This is a genomic window from Chloroflexus aurantiacus J-10-fl, assembly GCF_000018865.1.
In the GTDB taxonomy this organism is placed as follows: domain Bacteria; phylum Chloroflexota; class Chloroflexia; order Chloroflexales; family Chloroflexaceae; genus Chloroflexus; species Chloroflexus aurantiacus.
Genome location: NC_010175.1, coordinates 1,026,633 through 1,046,867, shown reverse-complemented (window position 1 = coordinate 1,046,867; position 20,235 = coordinate 1,026,633). Strand labels below are relative to the sequence as shown.

General features: G+C 57.6%; 18 protein-coding genes. 15 read left to right on the top strand and 3 right to left on the bottom strand.

The annotated features are described in order from the left end of the window. Nucleotides 1-2,538: 2,538 nt before the first annotated feature. A complete protein-coding gene (locus CAUR_RS04000; RefSeq protein WP_012256661.1) occupies nt 2,539-2,841 on the bottom strand; it encodes a hypothetical protein in 303 nt (100 codons plus the stop codon). Between CAUR_RS04000 and CAUR_RS03995 the strand changes: the two genes are divergently transcribed. After that, nucleotides 2,835-3,062, top strand: coding sequence for a hypothetical protein (locus CAUR_RS03995; protein ID WP_157866380.1), 228 nt, complete (start codon nt 2,835-2,837; stop codon nt 3,060-3,062). The genes CAUR_RS04000 and CAUR_RS03995 overlap by 7 nt on opposite strands. A gap of 165 nt (nt 3,063-3,227) precedes the next feature. Here CAUR_RS03995 and CAUR_RS03990 read toward each other — a convergent pair whose 3' ends face one another. Then, the gene (locus CAUR_RS03990) at nt 3,228-3,533 is read right to left on the bottom strand and encodes a hypothetical protein (protein ID WP_012660520.1); all 306 of its coding nucleotides are present in this window, start codon (nt 3,531-3,533) and stop codon (nt 3,228-3,230) included. Nucleotides 3,534-4,460: 927 nt separating this feature from the next. Beyond that, nucleotides 4,461-4,952, bottom strand: a complete 492-nt coding sequence (gene moaC, locus CAUR_RS03985; protein WP_012256659.1) for a cyclic pyranopterin monophosphate synthase MoaC — start codon at nt 4,950-4,952, stop codon at nt 4,461-4,463. A 214-nt stretch (nt 4,953-5,166) separates the two neighbouring features. On the opposite strand from moaC, the gene mraZ reads away from it, so the two are divergent. From mraZ to CAUR_RS03915, 14 genes are all read left to right on the top strand, one after another. Next, nucleotides 5,167-5,598 (top strand): division/cell wall cluster transcriptional repressor MraZ, encoded by a 432-nt coding sequence (gene mraZ / locus CAUR_RS03980; RefSeq protein ID WP_012256658.1) that lies wholly within the window; start codon nt 5,167-5,169, stop codon nt 5,596-5,598. Next, nucleotides 5,598-6,503 (top strand): 16S rRNA (cytosine(1402)-N(4))-methyltransferase RsmH, encoded by a 906-nt coding sequence (rsmH, locus tag CAUR_RS03975; RefSeq protein WP_012256657.1) that lies wholly within the window; start codon nt 5,598-5,600, stop codon nt 6,501-6,503. The genes mraZ and rsmH overlap by 1 nt, the downstream gene beginning before the upstream one ends. Before the next feature lie 23 nt (nt 6,504-6,526). Continuing rightward, the gene (locus CAUR_RS03970) at nt 6,527-6,895 is read left to right on the top strand and encodes a hypothetical protein (protein WP_012256656.1); all 369 of its coding nucleotides are present in this window, start codon (nt 6,527-6,529) and stop codon (nt 6,893-6,895) included. A 6-nt stretch (nt 6,896-6,901) separates the two neighbouring features. Then, a complete protein-coding gene (locus CAUR_RS03965; protein ID WP_012256655.1) occupies nt 6,902-8,719 on the top strand; it encodes a peptidoglycan D,D-transpeptidase FtsI family protein in 1,818 nt (605 codons plus the stop codon). A gap of 184 nt (nt 8,720-8,903) precedes the next feature. Then, complete coding sequence (locus CAUR_RS03960) at nt 8,904-10,355, top strand: UDP-N-acetylmuramoyl-tripeptide--D-alanyl-D-alanine ligase (RefSeq protein ID WP_012256654.1); 1,452 nt, start codon at nt 8,904-8,906, stop codon at nt 10,353-10,355. Next, on the top strand, nt 10,352-11,455 hold the full coding sequence (gene mraY, locus CAUR_RS03955) for a phospho-N-acetylmuramoyl-pentapeptide-transferase (RefSeq protein WP_012256653.1): 1,104 nt from the start codon (nt 10,352-10,354) through the stop codon (nt 11,453-11,455). Before CAUR_RS03960 ends, mraY begins: the two co-directional genes overlap by 4 nt. Further along, entirely contained in the window at nt 11,455-12,870 is a 1,416-nt protein-coding gene (murD, locus tag CAUR_RS03950) for a UDP-N-acetylmuramoyl-L-alanine--D-glutamate ligase (protein WP_012256652.1), read from the top strand. The genes mraY and murD overlap by 1 nt, the downstream gene beginning before the upstream one ends. Further along, nucleotides 12,854-13,669, top strand: a complete 816-nt coding sequence (locus CAUR_RS03945) for a rhomboid family intramembrane serine protease (protein WP_012256651.1) — start codon at nt 12,854-12,856, stop codon at nt 13,667-13,669. Before murD ends, CAUR_RS03945 begins: the two co-directional genes overlap by 17 nt. Before the next feature lie 47 nt (nt 13,670-13,716). Continuing rightward, on the top strand, nt 13,717-14,991 hold the full coding sequence (gene ftsW / locus CAUR_RS03940; RefSeq protein ID WP_012256650.1) for a putative lipid II flippase FtsW: 1,275 nt from the start codon (nt 13,717-13,719) through the stop codon (nt 14,989-14,991). Next, complete coding sequence (locus tag CAUR_RS03935) at nt 14,900-16,054, top strand: UDP-N-acetylglucosamine--N-acetylmuramyl-(pentapeptide) pyrophosphoryl-undecaprenol N-acetylglucosamine transferase (RefSeq protein WP_012256649.1); 1,155 nt, start codon at nt 14,900-14,902, stop codon at nt 16,052-16,054. The genes ftsW and CAUR_RS03935 overlap by 92 nt, the downstream gene beginning before the upstream one ends. After that, nucleotides 16,051-16,695, top strand: coding sequence for a hypothetical protein (locus CAUR_RS03930; protein WP_012256648.1), 645 nt, complete (start codon nt 16,051-16,053; stop codon nt 16,693-16,695). Before CAUR_RS03935 ends, CAUR_RS03930 begins: the two co-directional genes overlap by 4 nt. Then, the gene (murC, locus tag CAUR_RS03925; RefSeq protein ID WP_012256647.1) at nt 16,692-18,116 is read left to right on the top strand and encodes a UDP-N-acetylmuramate--L-alanine ligase; all 1,425 of its coding nucleotides are present in this window, start codon (nt 16,692-16,694) and stop codon (nt 18,114-18,116) included. Before CAUR_RS03930 ends, murC begins: the two co-directional genes overlap by 4 nt. 1 nt (nt 18,117) lies before the next feature. Then, nucleotides 18,118-19,011, top strand: coding sequence for a UDP-N-acetylmuramate dehydrogenase (murB, locus tag CAUR_RS03920; RefSeq protein ID WP_012256646.1), 894 nt, complete (start codon nt 18,118-18,120; stop codon nt 19,009-19,011). 143 nt (nt 19,012-19,154) lie between these two features. After that, nucleotides 19,155-20,225 carry a D-alanine--D-alanine ligase family protein gene (locus CAUR_RS03915; protein WP_012256645.1) on the top strand — a complete coding sequence of 357 codons (1,071 nt, stop codon included), beginning with the start codon at nt 19,155-19,157 and terminating at the stop codon, nt 20,223-20,225. Nucleotides 20,226-20,235: the final 10 nt, after the last annotated feature.

The window sequence follows — 20,235 nt, the reverse complement described above, 5'->3', positions numbered from 1 at the left end:
CCCATACGTCGCCTGACAGCCAGTATCCCCTGAGAGCACGAGCCGGAGGCTCACTCACCGTTTGCAACGGCCCCCCTCCCGGCCTCCCCCCGCTGGCTATGCATTACCTGTAACTGGTGTCAACCACGCGCTTATCAGCGGTTATGATTGCCATGGGTGCTGTTTTGGGCGACTGCCCGGTGGCAGTGCGCTGCTCCAGCAGTGTTATCACGTGCTGGATGGGTTGTCTTACTCGCCCATCATGTGCGTGGCGCAAGATTTGGAGTGCGGCAGCCATGCTGCCGCGCCAGCCGTGCTCATGATTAAGTGCGGGGTACAGCGGATTCCGCATCGGTCACTTTTTCATTACCCATACGTCGCCTGACAGCCAGTATCCCCTGAGAGCACGAGCCGGAGGCTCACTCACCGTTTGCAACGGCCCCCCTCCCGGCCTTCCCCCGCTGGCTATGCATTACCTGTAACTGGTGTCAACCACGCGCTTATCAGCGGTTATGATTGCCATGGGTGCTGTTTTGGGCGACTGCCCGGTGGCAGTGCGCTGCTCCAGCAGTGTTATCACGTGCTGGATGGGTTGTCTTACTCGCCCATCATGTGCGTGGCGCAAGATTTGGAGTGCGGCAGCCATGCTGCCGCAAAAGCCGTGCTCACGATTAAGAGCGGGGTACAACAGATTCCGCATCGGTCACTTTTCCATTACCCATACGTCGCCTGACAGCCAGTGTCCTCTGCGAGCACGAGCCAGAGGCTCACTCACCGTTTGCAACGGCCCCCCTCCCGGCCTCCCCCCGCTGGCTATGCATTACCCACAACTGGTGTCAACCACGTGCGTATTAGCGGGTATGAGCGCCACAGGTGCTGTTTTGGGTGACTGTCCAGTGGCAGTGCGCCGCTCCAGTCGTGCCGGCACGTGCTGAATGAATTGCCGTACCCGCTTGTCATACGCGTGTCGCGCGGTTTGGAGTGCGGCAGCCATGCTGCCGCAAAAGCCGTGCTCACAATCCGGCGCGTGGCATACCGTTCCCCATCCTGATCACGGGGGTGCTGGATGGGATCGTGCCGATCATCGCATCGGTCAGGCATGCATGCGATCCCTGCGCGTAGATGTGTTGTTGCCCCAGGTTCGTGCCTGCGCACCAGCAGTTACGGCCAACACCTGACGGCGGTGGAGAGGATGCCTGCACGCAGGCTGGAAGCCTGCGCCACGGGGGACGCTTGCAGTCCGGCCTAACGCAGCGTGACGTGTGGGTAATGCGTAGCTAACGATTCAGAGGCGGAGAGAAAAAGAGGAGACATACCTTCTATCGCATCAGAAAGGTATAGATTAAACTTCCGGTTTCTCCTCCTCCGTAGTGCGCCGGGGAAGAGGAAGTTGAGGGCATCGCCATAGGCTATCGCTTGCCCGCGCTCCCATGTTCTATCCGCCCTTGCATTGCCGCACGGACGTACCATACCCCAGGCACCATTCATACGTCTTCCAATCCCCGCGCTGTGAGAGCGCGGCCTTGGGTGAGGGCGTTCAGGGCATCGGCAGGCGCTATCTCTTGCGTGATAGGATGCTCCGTCCGTTCCTAAACCCCAGCGTTGGCAGGAGCGTATCGCATATCACCGCCGGCAGCAGAACAAGCCCAAGACGATTGCTCATCATCACCCTGACAGCGCAACAGTGCTCCTGGGTCTGTCCTCCTTTTCTGTGCAATCTCCCATCATCAGTCGGTATTCACATCTTGAGTAACACTGCGCATCACTGTCTGGCACCGAATATGCGGTGATCCATGGCTGTCCGTCATATTCGCAATGATCCGCAGGTGTCGCCTGTGCAATTCGGGCGGGTTCCGTAGACGGCAACACCGTCAGGTATGGCAGGGCAGGCCAGGTAGGGGCGGGTTCTGAATCCGCCCCTACCCGCCCCTACGGACATTGTCAGTGCCTGTTCATATTGCCGCACGAGAAGGTGGCGAAAGGGTGCGTCTAGAATCGCCTGTCATGCATTGGACTGTATCAGATGTGATATGAGCCTCAAGTTGCCACCTATGCTGTGGGCAGGCCACGGAGGCTGACGGCCAGGCTGTGAACAGCACGACGGTGCCCGCAACACCGTGTGGCGTAACCGTATGAACAATGTGGGGCGCACCAGTTCCCATGGACGCGCTACGTCATGCCTCACAGTAGGAACCCAGATTATCCACACCCTCTGTGTTCTCCGTGTCTCTGTGGTGACAAAGGGAGCAACCTGGGTAATGAGTGCTCTCCACCCCGCTGAACTAGAACCTGTTTCAAAAAACATCTCCTATGAGGATATCTCATTCGTTGCCGACCGGTTCCATAATCATAACGAGCACACCCGGCATTCGCGTGACCAGCCGGGTCAACGACCTGACACGTGCCAGATCGTGAGCACGGCTGGCGCGGCAGCATGGCTGCCGCACGCCAAACGTCGCGACACGCGAATGATGAGCGAGCAAGGCAACCAATCCAGCGCGTGATAGCACCGCAGATGGTTGTTAGAGTGCGACAGTACAGCGTTTTATGAAATAAGTTCTAGACTATCTGCCCCACCCAGTACGTATTGCGGCTTACGGTTGGCATTGCCCGCACAGTAATTCCTTCGATAGTCGTTACTTCAGCTTCGTTGACCAGCACCAGAGTCGGTTGCACACCGGGAAAGCGGGCTTTGTAGGCTTCAATCGCTTCGGTAATCTTGCGCGCTACCGGGGTTTTTGGGTTATCGTCGTACCACATCAGAAATGGTGGTTGGCGGCGAAAGGCGGTTTCAGGCGTGGACAGGACAGGTGCAGGTTCGGTTACGGGTGTTGGCGTGTGAGAACGTGATGCGTGTGCCATACGGTGCTGTCTCCTTCGAGATTGGGATGGGCAAGATGGTTCCTGATACGGTAGTGCAACAACCGGAAGTCGTTTTGCTCATCCGCGACGCAATTACGTGCTGGATCGAAAACCGTTCACGCCCGGTCATGTGGGCGTTGCGCTGTCTGGCGGGCGGAAGCAATGCTGCTGCACCGACCGTGCGCGCTGCCCGGTGCGTGTCGCGCCGGTTAACCTGCTGATCACGAGTACGATGTGCTCGAATTCGCGATCATCTGGCTTTGCAACAAGCAGTGCGATGACTGATTATCAGGCAGCACGCTTCATTGACCCTGGCTACGCATAAAAATACTGCTGTGCGCATCTATAAATGAACGGTGTGATTAATCGTGGCGGGATCAACCTTCTCATATCTGACGAAACCACTCGCGCTGGAGGTACCAGTTCCCGGAACGCAAATCGTGAATGAGGGTTCGTTCAACACCATCGGCGCAGGCAACCCGGTAGTAACGCCGTTCACCATGACGATCACAGGTATCGCGAATGTGCAGGACATTGACAACCCGGTGAATACTGTTTTGGTACTGAAACGTAGCCGGGAGGAAACCAAACCGCATCGCGAGTAGCGTAATCCGGTCACTTCGTGGTGGATGTCGCCAGACAACGGATGATGGGTGGCGGGGCCATTCCCGCAACATTCTCCAGCTTAGCATACCTGATCTCCGGCTTGTAATCTCTTTGCTGAACCGTATTGTATCAGAACATTTGTTCAATGTCAAGCCAGAAATCCAGAAGACCACAGGGAGCGATGGGTTCAGGGGTGGACGGAACATGCAAGTGTGTGCGGAAGATAGGGCCTGGGGATACGCTGAACGCTCTCACCCCCGGCCCTCTACCGTGCAACGGGATAGGGGAGATCAGGCAGACGCTGTATCAAATCTGGCAAGATACAGTGCATGATACGCCCTCTCCGCTGCACAGACATCCAACGGTGACTCGCACGATCAGTGCGGTCATTGACGGATCATGAGTGCTGACAGCATATCCGCGTCCATCCGCGTTCCCCCGATGCCCACCCCCGCAGATACCCGCGAATTACCTTACCGCCTATCCGCGTTCATCCGCCTAATCCGCGTCCATCCGCGTTCTGACAATGCCCCCCCGCAGATACCCGCGAATTACCTTACCGCCTATCCGCGTCCATCCGCCCAATCCGCGTCCATCCGCGTTCCGACGATACCCCCCCGCAGATACCCGCGAATGACCTTACCGCCTATCCGCGTCCATCCGCGTTCCGACGATGCCCCCCCGCAGATACCCGCGAATGACCTTACCACCAATCCGCGTCCATCCGCGTTCCGCCGATGCCCCCCGCAGATACCCGCGAATGACCTTACCGCCTATCTGCGTCCATCCGCCCAATCCGCGTCCATCCGCGTTCCGCCGATGCCCCCCGCAGATACCCGCGAATGACCTTACCGCCTATCTGCGTCCATCCGCGTTCCGCCGATGCCCCCCCGCAGATACCCGCGAATGACCTTACCACCAATCCGCGTCCATCCGCCCGATCCGCGTCCATCCGCGTTCCATCGATGATCAACACGGATATACGCGGATGGCGCAGATTCTCGCGGATCATCTTACCGTGGACGCTGCCAGTCGCCACTCCGTCCCCCGCGCTTGGCGATGAGGCGAATCTGGTCGATCTGCATAGTCTTATCGACCGCTTTGCACATATCGTAAATCGTCAAAGCGGCGATACTGACAGCGGTCAGTGCTTCCATTTCGACCCCGGTCTGGCCCTGGCAGCGCACGGTTGCTTCAATTTCCAGGGCATTGCTTGCCGGATCAGGGGTAAATTGCACGCTGGCGTGACTCAGATTGAGCAGGTGGCACAGTGGTATCAATTCGGCAGTACGTTTCGCAGCCATAATGCCGGCTACGCGCGCTACGGCCAGCACATCGCCCTTGGGAAGTTTGCCATCCATGATCAGGGCAAGTGTTTCCGGTTGCATCACCACCCGGCCACGGGCCACCGCTTCACGAGCAGTGACGGCCTTATCACCAACATCTACCATGCGAGCATGGCCGGCAGCGTCGAGATGGGTCAATTCGTTGTGCGCTTCGCTCATGTGTTCCCCTTTTTGTAATTGTTACCTGTGATCCGCTCAAATATTCTACGCGATCTTCTGTATATATCTGAATTTCAATCAAATTGTTATGCAAATAGATGCTTTACTGGCTTGAAACGCGGCAAGGAGTCGGCTATAATGTGGCGACAGGTGGGGAAAAGTGGGGAAAAGTGGGAGAAAATCCCACACTCCTTACGGAAAAGGGTCGTAACCGGTGTTTCTTGGGTCATACGAGCATACCATCGACGAGAAGGGACGCCTGGCCATCCCGGCACGTTTTCGTGCCGATCTGGCCGGTGGGATGGTGGTGACCCGTGGTTTTGACCGTTGTCTGCTCATCTTTCCCCTACCCTACTGGAACGATCTGACCCGGCGGGTAAGTGCGTTGTCGCTGGTAGATGAAGATGCGCGTATGCTACGCCGCTTGCTCTTCGCCAGTGCTTCGGAACAGGAGATGGATCGCCAGGGACGGATTTTGTTGCCGCAGAATCTGCGTGAAGCCGGTGGGTTGACAGATCAGGTGTTGCTGGTTGGGCTTGATGCGTTTATTGAAGTTTGGGCACCTGAGCGCTGGCGTGAGGTGCAACAACGTCTGGAAAGTCAGGGGCCACACTTCGATGAACAGATGCGGAAGTTGGGGATTTGATGGCGGTAACGTTCCAGCATACACCGGTTCTATTAACCGAGGTGCTGACGATGCTGGCACCGCGCCCCGCCGGGCAGTATCTCGATGCAACTGTCGGTGGTGGGGGGCACGCGCTGGCGGTGTTGCAGGCAGCGCAGCCCGGTGGCAGGTTGCTGGGGATCGACGCCGATCCCGCTGCACTTGCGGCAACTGCTGCTCGCTTGCAGGCAGCCGGTCTGATCGAACAGGCCGTGCTCTGCCATGGCTCTTTTGCCGATCTAGCAACGCTTGCCGCTACTGCCGGTTTTGGCGCTTTTGATGGCATTCTGTTCGATCTGGGGGTGTCGTCATACCAGCTTGATACGCCTGAACGCGGCTTTTCGTTCACGGCAGATGGCCCTCTCGATATGAGGCTTGATCCAACGCAGGGCTTGACCGCTGCCGATATGGTGAACAGATTGAGCGAACGTGAACTGGCCGACATTATCTTCTTGTATGGTGAAGAGCATGCTGCCCGCCGCATTGCACGGGCAATCGTTGAGCATCGGCGAACTCAACCCTTTCAACGCACGGCAGAACTGGCCGAGGTCGTTGCGCGTGCAGTCGGTGGGCGTCATGGTCGTATTCATCCGGCAACCCGCACGTTTCAAGCCCTGCGGATTGCGGTAAACCAGGAGCTTGATCGGTTGCGGGCTACTCTACCCCAGGCGGTCGATCTATTGGCACCGGGTGGTCGATTGGCGGTGATCAGTTTTCATTCGCTGGAAGATCGTATCGTGAAGCAGTTTCTGCGGGCCGAAGCATCTGGAGAGACACCACGGCTAACAATTGTAACGAAGAAGCCGATAGTGCCGACGGCTGCGGAAGTGGCAAACAATCCACGTGCGCGCAGTGCAAAGCTACGGGTTGCTACCCGGATCGGATAGCGGGTCATTGAGAGGATAGAGGTATGGCAGTACGAACTGAACACATTCCAGCCATTGTGGGCCGAGTGCGGTTGCGACGGGTTGACCTTTCGCGCTACCTGCGACTCGATGGAGCACGCTATATGCTGTTGTTGAGCCTCATCTTCTGCTTGCTCTGCCTGTTGACACTGGTGCAGAGTGGTCTGGTGACCCGCATGAATTATGAGCTGGTTGGCTTGCGACAGCAGCAGGTGCAGCTTAATCGTGAGTTTTCGCGGCTGCAAGAGCAGATGGCCCGTGTCCAGTCGGTTGAAGCGCGCATGAAACGGGCCACCGAATTGGGCTTTCGCACACCGACACCCGATCAGGTGCGGTATGTTCGTATTCCAGATTTACCGCCACTTGATGAGTAACCTGCTATGGCTACTACGACCCGCCGCTCATCTGTGCCAACGCCAACGACGGCAGCAACGACGCCGGTTCCCGCAGGCAAGCCACTACCGCGCTGGCGCTTGCAGGTGCTCCTGGCAAGTTGTTTTCTGATAACAATTATCATCGCTGTTCGCCTCGTTGATCTCCAGGTGGTGCGTAGCAACGACCTCGCTCGTAAGGCGCGGCTGGAAATTGAGACGCCGACCTTGCTGGCACCGCGCCGTGGGCAGATTAGCGATGCCAGTGGGACAGTGCTGGCAATGGATGTCGAACGCCAGAGTCTGTTTGCTGTGCCGCCCCAGGTGCCTGCTGCCCGCAAGGCGGAGATTGCAGTGTTGATTGCCGGCCTGACTGATCAGCCGGCAGATCAGATTTTATCGGCGTTACGTTCGGATCGGCAGTGGGTGCGTCTGGCGCGCTGGCTTGAACCAGAAGTGGCGGCACAGGTCGCCGAACTGGAGTTGCCCGGTCTCTGGCTGGTCTACGAGCCGATGCGTTTCTATCCGCAGGGTATCTCTGCGGCTCAGATTGTCGGTGCATTAAACCTGAATGGCGAAGGCGTCAGCGGGATCGAAGCCTACTACGATCAATTACTACGTGGTACCGAAGGGCGGATTGAAGGTGAGTTTGATCCGAATCGCAACCCGATTGCAACCAGCCTGGCCCGCACGCTGCCACCGCAAGATGGTGCCGATTTGCAGTTGACCATCGATCCATTTATTCAGCAGGTGGCGGAACGAGAGCTACAGCAGGCCATCGATGAGCAGAATGCCGATGGCGGTACGATTATCGTGCTTGATCCGCGTAGTGGCGCTATTCTGGCAATGGCCAACTGGCCATTCTTCGATCCGAATCGCTGGCAAGAGTATCCACCAGAGGTGTATGGACGTAACCCGGCAATCGGTACGATTTACGAACCGGGCAGTACCTTTAAGATGGTGACGGCAGCGGCGGCCCTCAGTTCAGGGGTGGTGACGACAACGACGACGGTTGATGATCCGGGTTGGGTGATACGCTACGGTCAGACGTTACGCAATTTTGATGCGGCACCCCACGGCCCGCTGACGCTGGCCGGGATGATTTACTATTCGAGCAATGTGGCGGCATTGCAATTTAATGAGTTGGTTGGGCCAGAGACCTTTTACCGGGTCTTGACGCGCTTCGGTTTTGGCCAGCCGACCGGCGTCGATCTGGCCGGTGAAGAGAGCGGGATTGTTAATTTTTATGGTAGTGCCGGCTACAGTCCGCTCACCTTTTTGACCAACGCCTACGGTCAGGGGATTTCAGTAACCCCGTTGCAGTTGGTACAGGCCGCCGGTGCCATCGCGAATGATGGGGTGATGATGCGGCCTTATGTGGTGCAGCAGATTTGCCGCAACAATGAATGTGTCCGCACGGAGCCACAAGTCGTTGCCCGACCGGTGACCCCAGACGTGGCTCGTGCAGTGCGCGAGATGATGGTCGAGTCGGCGAATCACTACGCACCGGTGATTTGGGGGCCGCGCACCGGTAACTGGAGTGACCAGTGGCTTGTACCCGGTTATCGGGTGGGAGCCAAAACGGGAACGGCCTCGATCCCGTTGCCCGGCGGGGGGTACGATCCCGTCTACACGATTGGCTCGGTGTTGGGCATTGCCCCGGTCGATGAACCGCGGTTTGTCGTACTGGTGAAGATTGATCGACCAAAGAAGGATACGCTCGGCGTACTTACTGCTATTCCGGTCTATTACAACGTGGTCGAGCAGTTGTTACGCTACGCGCATATACCGCCTGATCGTAGCCTGGTTAGTCCAGGGCAACCGTGATGGGGCAGGAAGATGTTCATCTGGCGGGTTTCAGCTTGTTATCAGCTTGTGCCGACCTCTACCGATAGAGGTCGGCGAAAGGGAGATGCTATAATGGCCTCCGCAAGACGGTTGGTTTCGGCAACGGCTTGGGGAGGGCACATTGATCAGGCTCGACAATTTATTGTACGGAGTACAACCTCGTGTGATACGACAGGCGGTAACGCTGCCGCCGTCCTGGGCCAATGCTCAGATTGGCCCGGTGGTAACCGACTCGCGCGAGGTAACGCCGGGATCGCTCTTTGTGGCATTAACCGGCGAACGCACCGATGGACACCGTTTTCTGGCCGATGTGGTGACACGCGGTGCTGCGGCGGCGCTGGTTTCACCAGAAAAACTGACTGCGCTGGCATCCAATCTCGATACAGTCGCTCGCCCCTGGCGGTTGATCGAACCGGCGCAGGCTCAGACTCTGGCAACCGTTCCGCCTGACGCATGTCTCCTCATCGCTGTAGACGACCCGCTCTTCGCCTTGCAGCGCGTGGCCGTCTACCATCGACAGATGTTCACGCCGACGGTGATTGGGATCACCGGCAGTGTGGGCAAGACCTCGACAAAAGAGGTTGTGGCGGCGGTCTGTAGCCGACGCCTGCGTACCTTAAAAAGTCAACGTAGTTTTAATAGTGAGGTGACGTTACCGGCAACCTTACTCGGGCTGACTGCCGACCATCAAGTGGCAGTGCTCGAGATGGGGATGTGGGCGGCGGGTGAGATTCGCTTTCTGGCGACGCTTGCCCGCCCCCAGATCGGTATTGTGACCAATGTTGGCCCTTCGCATCTGGAACGGTTGGGAAGTATCGAGGCCATTGCGAATGCAAAGGCCGAACTGCCTGAGTCGTTGCCCGCCGATGGCTGGTGTATCCTTAATGCCGATGACCACCGGGTGGCGGCAATGGCGAGTCGCACTGCTGCTCGGGTGCTGACCTACGGCTACGCGCCAAACGCCGATGTGCGTTTACTTGATGTGGTGAGTCATGGATTGTACGGGATCGAGTTGACGGTTGGCTATGAAGGCCAGAGTCATCGCCTGACCACACCACTGATCGGTCGCCACCACGCCTATACAGCGCTGGCAGCCATTGCTGCCGGGCTGGTGCTGGGGCTGGACTGGGATGCAATTGCCGAAGGGTTGCGTGAACCGGGTGAACAATTGCGATTGCGTATCGTGCCCGGTCAGCATGGAACAACTATTATCGATGACACCTACAACGCGGCACCACTTTCGACTATTGCTGCGCTTCAGGTACTGGCTGAAACCAAAGGGCGACGGATTGCCGTGTTAGGCGAAATGCTCGAACTGGGTGCAGCCAGCGTTGAAGGTCATCAGCAGGTAGGGGCTGCGGCGGCAACGATGGCCGATGTGCTGGTTGCCGTTGGGCGACAGGCGCATACCATGGCCGAGGCAGCACGTTCAGCCGGAATGCCGGCAGAGCAGATTCTGGTATGCGACAATAATGAGGCGGCGATCAACTTGCTGAACCGGTACATCCAGCCCGGTGACCACCTGCTTATCAAAGGGTCGCGCGGCGTACAGATGGAGACGATTGTTGCCGCCTTGCAGGCTACTACTCGTAACGACACAGGAGAAATTGCGTGAGCGTCCTTCGTGCAGTGCTGGTTCAGGATATGGCGCGTGCCCTCTTGCTTGCTGCGGCAGCGTTTGTGTTGACCCTGATCATCGGTGGGTGGTGGGTACGCTTTGCGCGCCGGCATAAATTGGGGAAGCGTATCCGACCGGATGGCCCCCAGAGTCATCTGGTCAAAGTGGGCACGCCAACCATGGGTGGCATCATGATCGTAAGCACCGTGTTGATCCTGACGATCCTGTTTAACCTGGTTGATCGCTGGTCAATGCTGCTGCCTCTGGGCGTGATGGTGAGTTTTGCCGTCCTGGGTGCGATTGACGACTGGCTGTCGCTGACCGGTTCCCGTTCAAAGACGCACGGCTTTACGGTGCGCTTTAAGTTCTGGATTATGATGGCAGTTGCTTTCGTGGCCAGTCTGGCGCTCTACCTGCCGCAGCCGTATGGTCTGGAGCACGAAGGTCTCGTTCAGATTCCGTTCGTCGGTGAAGTGAATATCGGGTTGTGGTTTATTCCGATTGCAGTGCTGATTATCGTCTTTATCTCGAATGCAGTCAATATCACCGACGGTCTCGATAGCCTGGCTGGTTGGAATCTGACGCTCGCCTTTGGGGCGTATGGCGTGATAACGTTTCTCGCCGAGCCGCGCCTGACCAATCTGATGGCCTTCTGTTTCACCGTAGTGGGTGCCTGCGCTGCCTTTCTCTGGTATAACGCCTATCCGGCGCAGGTGTTTATGGGTGATCTGGGTGCCCTGGCGCTCGGTGCGACCCTGGCTGTGGTGGCATTACAATCGCAGCAGTGGTTACTCTTACCGGTGATAGGGATCGTGTTTGTGGTGGAAGCGTTATCCACCATGATTCAGACCGGCTATTTCAAATGGACAAAATGGCGGTACGGCGAAGGTCGGCGTATCTTCAAGATGGCGCCACTCCATCACCATTTTGAATTGCTCGGCTGGAGTCAACCGCAAGTGACGCAGCGCTTTGTCTTGATCGGCACCGTGGCCGCAATGGTTGGTATCTCGCTGGCGCTGATTTTTGGCCCCCCTGCGACAGGGTTACAGGTCGATCAACCGGGGATCATTGTGATTGAAGGTGATGGGAGCCGGTAATGATAGCGGTGGCAGGAAAACGGGTGCTCGTCATGGGGCTTGGGGTTCACGGCGGCGGCCTGGGAGTGGCACGCTGGCTCTTACGCCATGGTGCCGAAGTGACTGTAACCGATCTCGCTTCGGCTGAGATGCTGGCCGAACCGAAAGCCCAACTTGATGCATTTGCCGCCGAGATTGGGAAGCAGGTGCGCTACACATTGGGCGAACATCGGGCCGAAGATATTCAGGCCGCCGATCTACTGGTAGTTAATCCGGCGGTGCGCCCCGACTCACCCTGGCTGGCGCTCGCCCGGTCGCATGGGGTCAGCATCGAAACCGAGATGACCCTCTTCTTTCGCGCCTGCCCCGGCCCTATCCTGGGAGTGACCGGCACGAAAGGGAAGACGACCACGACCCTGATGCTGGCAGCGATGGTCCGGCAACGCTACCCTGATGCGGTTGTCGCCGGAAACTTGCGCATTTCGGCTTTAGAGGCTCTCGCACAGATCGGGCCGCAGACACCGGTTGTGCTGGAGCTGAGCAGCTTTCAACTCGAACGACTCGGCGAAGCCGGGTTAAGCCCGGATTATGCCCTGCTGACCAATCTGGGCATTGACCATCTCAACTGGCACGGCTCGTTTGCGGCCTACGCGAACGCCAAGCGTCAGATCATGGCGCATCAGGACGAAGATGGGATTGCGGTTTTACCACCAGAGCAGGCCAAAACCTGGGGGCGTGGCCGGCGCGGAATCATCAGCTTCAGCCTCTCTGATCCAACGGCTGATGCAACGGTTGATGCCGATGGGTATCTGCGCTATCGTGATGTGATACTTGCGCATCATTCTGATCTGCGCTTACCTGGCACCCACAATCTGGCTAATGCCCTGGCGGCGGCTACGCTGGCCTACCATTTTGGGATCGAACCGCACGAGATCGTAGCCGCCCTCCAGAGTATGACGGCGGTCGAACACCGGCTGGAGCTGGTCGCAACGATTGATGGCGTGCGGTATATCAATGATACGACGGCGACGAATCCATCGGCAACAGCGGCTGCATTGGCGACTGTTGCGGGGCCGATTGTATTGATCGCCGGCGGTGCCGATAAAGACCTTGATCTGGCATACCTGGCGGACACCATAGCGCAGGGTGCTGCGGCAGTCGTGTTGTTACAGGGAAGTGCAACACCACGATTGCAGACACTCTTGAGCCAGTGCGCACCACAATTGCCGCTCGCCGGGCCTTTTGCCGATCTGTCCACCGCGGTAGCAACAGCCCGCTCGCTTGCTCAACCCGGTGGTGCAATCTTACTTTCGCCCGGATGTGCCAGTTTTGGCATGTTTCGGAATGAGTTTCACCGCGGTGAGGCGTTTCGCCAGATCGTGCGCGAGTTGGCTGGCGGTCGCGCCGGGGAGCAGAAGTATGACCCGTCCACCTGATGAATCCGACGATATTGAAGCATTTCTGCGTCGAGCCGAGCGCGAGTTTGGCCTTCGTCCCGATCTGCCGGAAGAACCTCCTCCACCTCCACCCCGCCCCGCTCCACCTCGTCCGTTTGTGACACAGAGTTTGCTCTGGGCGATAGGGATTGTCTACGTTCTGAGTTGTGTGCTCAGTGGATCGTTCTTTCAACCGGCATTTCCGGTACTGGCAGTCCTGGGGGCGAAGATCAACGAGCGGATTGCCGATGGTGAACTATGGCGGCTGTTGACCGCTGTGTTCCTGCACGCAAACCTGATCCATATCTTCTTCAACGGGTATGCGCTCTCGGTACTGGGGCCAGAGACCGAACGTTTTTATGGCCATGGCCGTTTTCTCGCCCTCTATCTGATCAGTGGACTCGGTGGCAGTATCGCGTCATACGCTCTCTCTCCGGCACCGGCAGTGGGAGCGAGCGGGGCAATCTTCGGTCTGATTGGTGGGCTGGGTGTGTTCTACTATCTCAACCGCCGGGTATTGGGTGAGTTTGGTCAAAATCAGGTGCGTGGCATTGTGGCAATTGCCTTGATTAATCTGTTGATTGGTTTTGCAGCCCAGGGCGTCATCGATAACTGGGGGCATCTCGGTGGATTGCTGAGTGGGATTGTGATCGGCGTTGCCCTCGCCCCTCGACTGACTGTCGATCTACGCTTTTTTCCACCGTTGTTCATTCGCCGTTTCCCGATGCAGGGCTGGTTGTGGGTGTTTGCCATTGCACTGGTGATGATTGTCCTGGTACGCCTGGTAACGCCGGCATAACGTGGTTGATTGGGAAGTCGGGATTTTGTGAAGGAAAGAAGAGGAGTATGGTCAAGAGTGATGGATCGCGTCCAACACATTTGCTCTTTGACCGCACACATCGCTCGCCAGACCGGGTATTACTGGCTACCGTGATTGGGTTAACTGCGTTTGGTCTGATTATGGTCTACAGCGCCAGCTTTGTTGAGGCTTCGGTGTTGTACAGTAATCCGTTCTACTACCTGTTGCGGCAGGCAACCGGGGCAGTGATAGGGCTGGTAGCGCTGTGGGTCATGCAACGGATCGACTATCGGGTCTGGCAACACTACTCGATTCAGTTGATGGCAGTGGCGTTAGTGCTGCTGGTACTGGTGCTGATCTTACCGGCCAGTATGACCGAGGTGAATGGTTCGCGGTCGTGGATACGTTTTGGTGAAGGATGGCTGGGGGTATTGAGTATTCAACCCGCCGAATTTGTCAAGCTGGCCGTGATTATCTACTTCGCCCACTGGCTCTCGCGACGCGGTCATCGGTTGGGGGATGTTGCATATGGTCTGGTACCGTTTGCAGTGATACTGGGGTTTATCTGTGGTCTGATCATGTTGCAGCCGGATTTAGGCACCACGATAATCATTCTGATGATTGGCGGCACCATTTTCTTTGCTGCCGGTGCCAATCTGTTGCATGTGACCGGGGCCGCGTTGCTGGCATCGGTTGCCTTCTTCGCCCTGATCGTCACCTTTCGCAGTGGGCGCTGGCAGGCTTTTCTCGATCCCTGGTCGCGGGCCAGTACAGAAGGGTATCAGATCATTCATTCACTCTACGCCTTTGGCAGTGGTGGTCTGTTCGGGCAGGGTGTGGGGATGAGCCGGCAAAAGCATCTCTGGCTTCCGCAACCACATACTGATACAATCTACGCAATTATCGGTGAAGAGTGGGGATTGCTGGGCACGCTGGCCGTCCTCGTCGCCTTTGTGATTATTGCGGTACGTGGGTATCGGATTGCTGCGCGTGCGCCATCTCCCTTTGCCGCCCTGGTTGCAGTGGGTATCACGTCGTGGATCGTGTTTCAGGCGTTTGTGAATATTGCGGTCACAGTAGCGCTGATACCGTTTACCGGTCTCACACTACCGTTCCTGTCATACGGCAGTTCATCGTTGATTAGTTGTCTTATGGCTACCGGTATCCTGTTGAATATTTCTCGCCATGTCGATCAGTCAAACGCACATACCACAACCTCAGTCGCATCCGTTGCCGACAAAGACATTACGCCTCATCCTGTCGGGTGGCGGCACTGGCGGTCACGTCTATCCGGCGCTGGCAGTCGCCCACGCTCTCGCTGATCAGGCACACGTCGTGTACGTGGGGAGTGTTGGGGGGATGGAAGAGCGCATCGTGGCACGGGAAAGCCGTTTGCCTTTCCGGGCATTACCGGCAGCAGCGGTGCGTGGTCGAGGGCCGGTTCAGGCAACTCGTGCCCTGATCACATTGCTGCGCGGTGTGATCGCAGCCGGGCACTTACTGGCTCGCGAGCAACCGGCGGCTATTCTGGGTACCGGTGGCTATGTCTGTGTGCCACTCTTTGTGGCAGCAAAGCTGCGCCGGGTACCGACGATGATCTATCTGCCGGATGTTGTGCCAGGGCTGGCGGTGCGCATGCTCAGCCGGATTGCCGATCTCACAGCAGTCAATGTCAGCGACTCATTACCACGCTTGGGCTTGCGTGAGGGGGATCGGCGGGCATTGGTGACCGGCTATCCGGTGCGGGATGAATTGTTTACCACTGATCGGGCAACGGCACGGGCCGCATTTGGTATTCCACCGGATCAAACAGTGTTACTGGTATATGGTGGTAGTCGGGGCGCACGTAGTATTAATCGGGCAATCGCTGCCCTCCTGCCGACATTACTGCCACTCTGCACCATTATTCACGTCTGTGGGCGCGAAGGCGATCAGGTCTGGCTGGAGGAAGCAGCGGCTCGTCTTGAACCGGCTCTGCGTGCACGCTACCTGCTCTTCCCCTACCTGGAGAGCGGCCACGCGCAAAGTATGACAGCCGCGCTCGTGGCTGCGGATGTCACCGTCTGTCGGAGTGGAGCGTCAACCCTTGCCGAGTTGCCGGCGGTCGGTCTGCCGGCGGTGTTGGTGCCATACCCCTATGTTCATCAGGATGAGAATGCCGATTATCTGGTTCAACGGGGTGCCGCGCTGAAGGTGGCCGATCATGCAATGCTCGGTGACGGAGCGCCTGAAGAGGGGCCACTGGCGAGCGCAATTCGACAATTGGTGATCGATCAGAAGCAGCGGAAACAGATGGCAACACGCAGCCGTGATCTGGCTCGTCCTGATGCGGCGCAAAGGTTGGCCTTAGCACTACTTGACCTCGCATCGAGGAGTTCAGCATGATTGAGCAATGGATGATAATCCCGCTTGCGCAGCCGGTCATTACACTCAATTTGAATGGTGTGGCCATTTTGCTCATTCTGATGGCGTTGGGCGGATATGCCGGCTATCAGCAGGGTATGCGGAACCTGTTGACCCTGGCACTCTGGACGATTATTGCCTATATCACCTGTGTTCAGGGTGGCGATTTTATTGTCGGTTTGATCAATCGCATATGGGTTAATGCACCACGATTTGCGGCCTTTCTGATCGGCAATGATCCTTCACTGGTACCACCACTGGATCCGTTGATCACACCGGGATTTCAGGTTCCGCTCTTCTTTCGGCTGATGGCGTTTATTGCACTGATCCTGTTAGGCATGTTTTTCGATAGTAAAGCGGCCTGGAAAGGCCCACCCAAAGAGCGATTGGCCCGGCCATTAGGCTTGTTTGTCGGTGCGCTGATCGCTCTGCTGTGGACGAACGCCGCAGTGGTTTTTTGGCGCGAGTTTGTGAACAATGGTGGCATTCTCGAGGGGCCGATTGCCACATTGTTGAATGTATTGCCCGACGTGAGTATTTTGCTACCATCGCTGATTGCGATCTTCTTCATGATTTTAGGGTTGATTATTTTGTTCAACTTTCCGAAGGTTTGGAAACCGTGAGTCACTATCATATCATCGGGATTGCCGGAGCAGGGATGAGCGCGATTGCCCATCTGCTGCTCGACCAGGGTCATACAGTGAGCGGTTCGGACTTGACCGCAAACCACGCTACGGCTGCACTCCAGGCCCGGGGTGTACAGGTCTGGCGTGGTCATGATCCGGCGTATGTGCAGGGTGCCGATGTTGTTCTGGCGACAGCAGCAATTCGTGGCACCCACCCTGAATTAGAGGCGGCTGCGGCGGCAGGGATCCCTCGCCTGAGTCGGGCCGACTTGTGGCGTCTGTGGTCAGAACAGCGCCCGGTGATTGCTATCGCCGGGACCCATGGCAAGACCACAACCACCGCATTGACAGCGCTGGCGTTGCGTGGTGCCGGGATCAGGTGTGGTTTTCTGATCGGTGCTGATGTGCCGGCGCTGGGTGGGAGCGCACAATGGGGCGATCCAGAAGCACCACTGGTGATCGAAGCCGATGAATACGACCGGGTCTTTCTGGCGCTGACACCGGCGCTGGCGATTATTACCAATGTCGAATGGGATCATCCCGATGTCTACCCCACGCCATCTGAGTACACGGCAGCCTTTGCCGCCTTTTCCCGCCAGGTGCGTGATCCACGCCGGTTACTGGTCTGCGCCGATGATCCCGGTGCCCTCGCTCTTGCCGGGCAGAGTGAAGCCCGCCTGTACGGGATCGATGAGCACATTGCCACCGATCCGGTCTCTTGTCGACTGGCCCCACTCGACTGGACGGCAAGTGGGGTGACAGGAACTGCTACCGGTCAACAGTTTGATCTCTGGTACTACGACCGGCGTTCGTTCGGACGACGGCTGGCCGCGACAGTCACGCTGGCTATTCCTGGTGAACATAATGTACGAAATGCAACCGCAGCACTGGCAGCGGCTGCGCTATGGGGCGCCGATCTGCGTACAGCCGTCACTGCACTGGCAGAGTATCGTGGCAGTAGCCGCCGGTTTGAGTGGCGGGGTGATGTTGGTGGGATCACGGTGATTGACGATTATGCCCATCACCCAACCGAGGTGCAGGCCACGCTCCTGGCTGCCCGTCAGCGCTATCCGGATCGACGACTCATCGTCTATTTGCAACCGCACACCTTCAGCCGTACGCGCAGCCTCTGGGATCAGTGGCCGGCAGCGTTTCGTGAGGCAGCCGTTGTGCTGGTCGGCGATATTTATCCGGCCCGTGAGCAGGGCGATCCGGTCGCGCTGGCCCAGTCGCTGGTTGACCATCTGATTGCACACGGTATTCCGGCGCGCTACGCCGGCCCATCGGCGCTTGCGCCATCCGCACTGCTTGCGGTAGCGCAATCCGGTGATGTTGTGCTGACCCTAGGGGCCGGTGATAGTGATCAGGTGGCAGCAGCGTTTCTCGAACAGTGCAGCGCAATGTCAGAGGAGAGATGAGATGCCAGTTGCATTACCGGTAACGTTATACCCCGATGAGCCAATGGCGCGCCATTCGTCGTGGCGTGCCGGAGGAACGGCGCGCTATTATGCTGAGCCGGCCACACCCGATGAAGCCATTGCGCTGGCGGCCTGGGCCAGAGAGCAACAGTTACCGTTGATCTGGATCGGTCGCGGAACGAATTTACTTGTACGCGACGAAGGGTTTGACGGCGTGATTGCGTCGTATCGCGGGCAACGCTGGGAACTGATCGAACACGGCGAGACTGCTGAAGTATGGATTGAAGCCGGTGCGCCAATGGCCGGAACGGCCCGGCGGCTGGCGGCAATGGGATGGGCCGGTCTGGAGTGGGCCGAGGGGCTGCCCGGTGCAGTCGGTGGCGCAATTGTTGGCAATGCCGGTTGTTATGGCGGGAGTGTAGCCGAAGTGCTCATTACTGCTGATCTGCTGCTCAATGGTAGCGAATGCGTTGAATGGTCGGTACACGATCTGGCATACACGTATCGCGAGAGTGTACTCAAACAACTGCTGCATACCGGGATTCCACCGCTGGTACTGGCCGGCCGCTTCCGCTTGCAGCGCGGTGATCCGGCGGCATTGACGGCGCGGATGAAAGCGATTGCTGCCGAACGCAAACAGAAGACACCGGCAGGTAGTTCGTGCGGCAGTGTCTTCAAAAATCCGGCAGGCGATTTTGCCGGTCGTCTGATCGAGGCTGCCGGTCTAAAGGGTGTACGGATCGGTGATGCAGAGATTAGTACATTGCACGCCAATTACATTATCAATCGTGGGCAGGCCCGGGCCGCCGATATTTTGGCGTTAATTGATCTGGCTCGCACAAAAGTTGCTGATCAATTTGGGATTACGCTTCAGCTCGAAGTGCGGATTATTTAGAGGCTGAGATGATCAAAATAGTGAATGAAATACCGAAAAGTGATCAGTATAAACGAAACAATAAGCAAAATTGGATCGCCATGCTCGTTGTTGTAGATAACGATCGTCTCACCGATCGATACGTGTGGTAGAGGAGGCAATAAATGACCGATTCGATCACCGTGGCCGTCGTGTTTGGTGGGCAAAGTGGCGAGCACGAAGTGTCATTAGTATCAGCCCACGCCGTAATGAGCAATCTTGATCCGGCGCGCTACCAGATTGAAGCGATCGGTATTGGCAAAGACGGTCAGTGGTGGCATGGGCCTGGGGCACTGGCAAAATTGATGGCTGAAGCCGATCCTGCCCGGTTGCCGGCCAGTGCGGCGCAGGTTGCCGCGGGGCCGGTGCATGCGCTTGGGCGCGTTGGTGCGCCGGGATGGGAGCTACCTGCGGCTGATGTCATCTTCCCGGTTTTGCATGGCCCGTATGGCGAAGATGGCACTATTCAGGGGTTACTTGAACTGGCCGGTCGGCCGTATGTCGGGTGTGGCGTGGCGGCCAGTGCGGTCGGGATGGACAAAGGTCTGATGAAAGCTGCGTTCGCCGCTGCCGGCCTACCGGTGTTGCCGTGGGTGTTGGTGCGTCGTAGCGAACTGGCTGATGAGTCTGGCCTGTGTGCCCGGCTTGAGGCTGCCCTGCGCTATCCGATGTTTGTGAAACCGGCCAACCTCGGCAGTAGCGTAGGAGTGAGTAAAGTTCGTGATCGGGCCGAATTGCTGGCCGGTCTCCACGAAGCGGCTCGCTATGATCGGCGGCTTATCGTCGAACAGGGTATCCCGGCACGCGAAATTGAAATCTCGGTGTTGGGGAATGATGAGGTCGTTGCCAGTATTCCCGGCGAGATCATTCCTGCCGGCGAATGGTATGACTACCACGCCAAGTATATTGACGGCGGTTCGCAGACGATAGTACCTGCCGATCTTAGCCCAGCGCAGATCACGCAGGTGCAGGAACTGGCAATGCGGGCTTTTCAGGCCATTGATGGCGCTGGCCTGGCGCGAGTAGATTTTCTGCTCGACCGCGATCAGGGCACACTTTGGGTGAATGAAGTGAATACGATGCCCGGGTTTACCCCGATCAGCATGTACCCCAAAATGTGGGCAGCAAGCGGCCTGTCATACGCTCAGTTGCTGGATCGACTGGTTGATCTGGCACTGGAGCGTGCCAGGCGGTAGGAGATAGAGG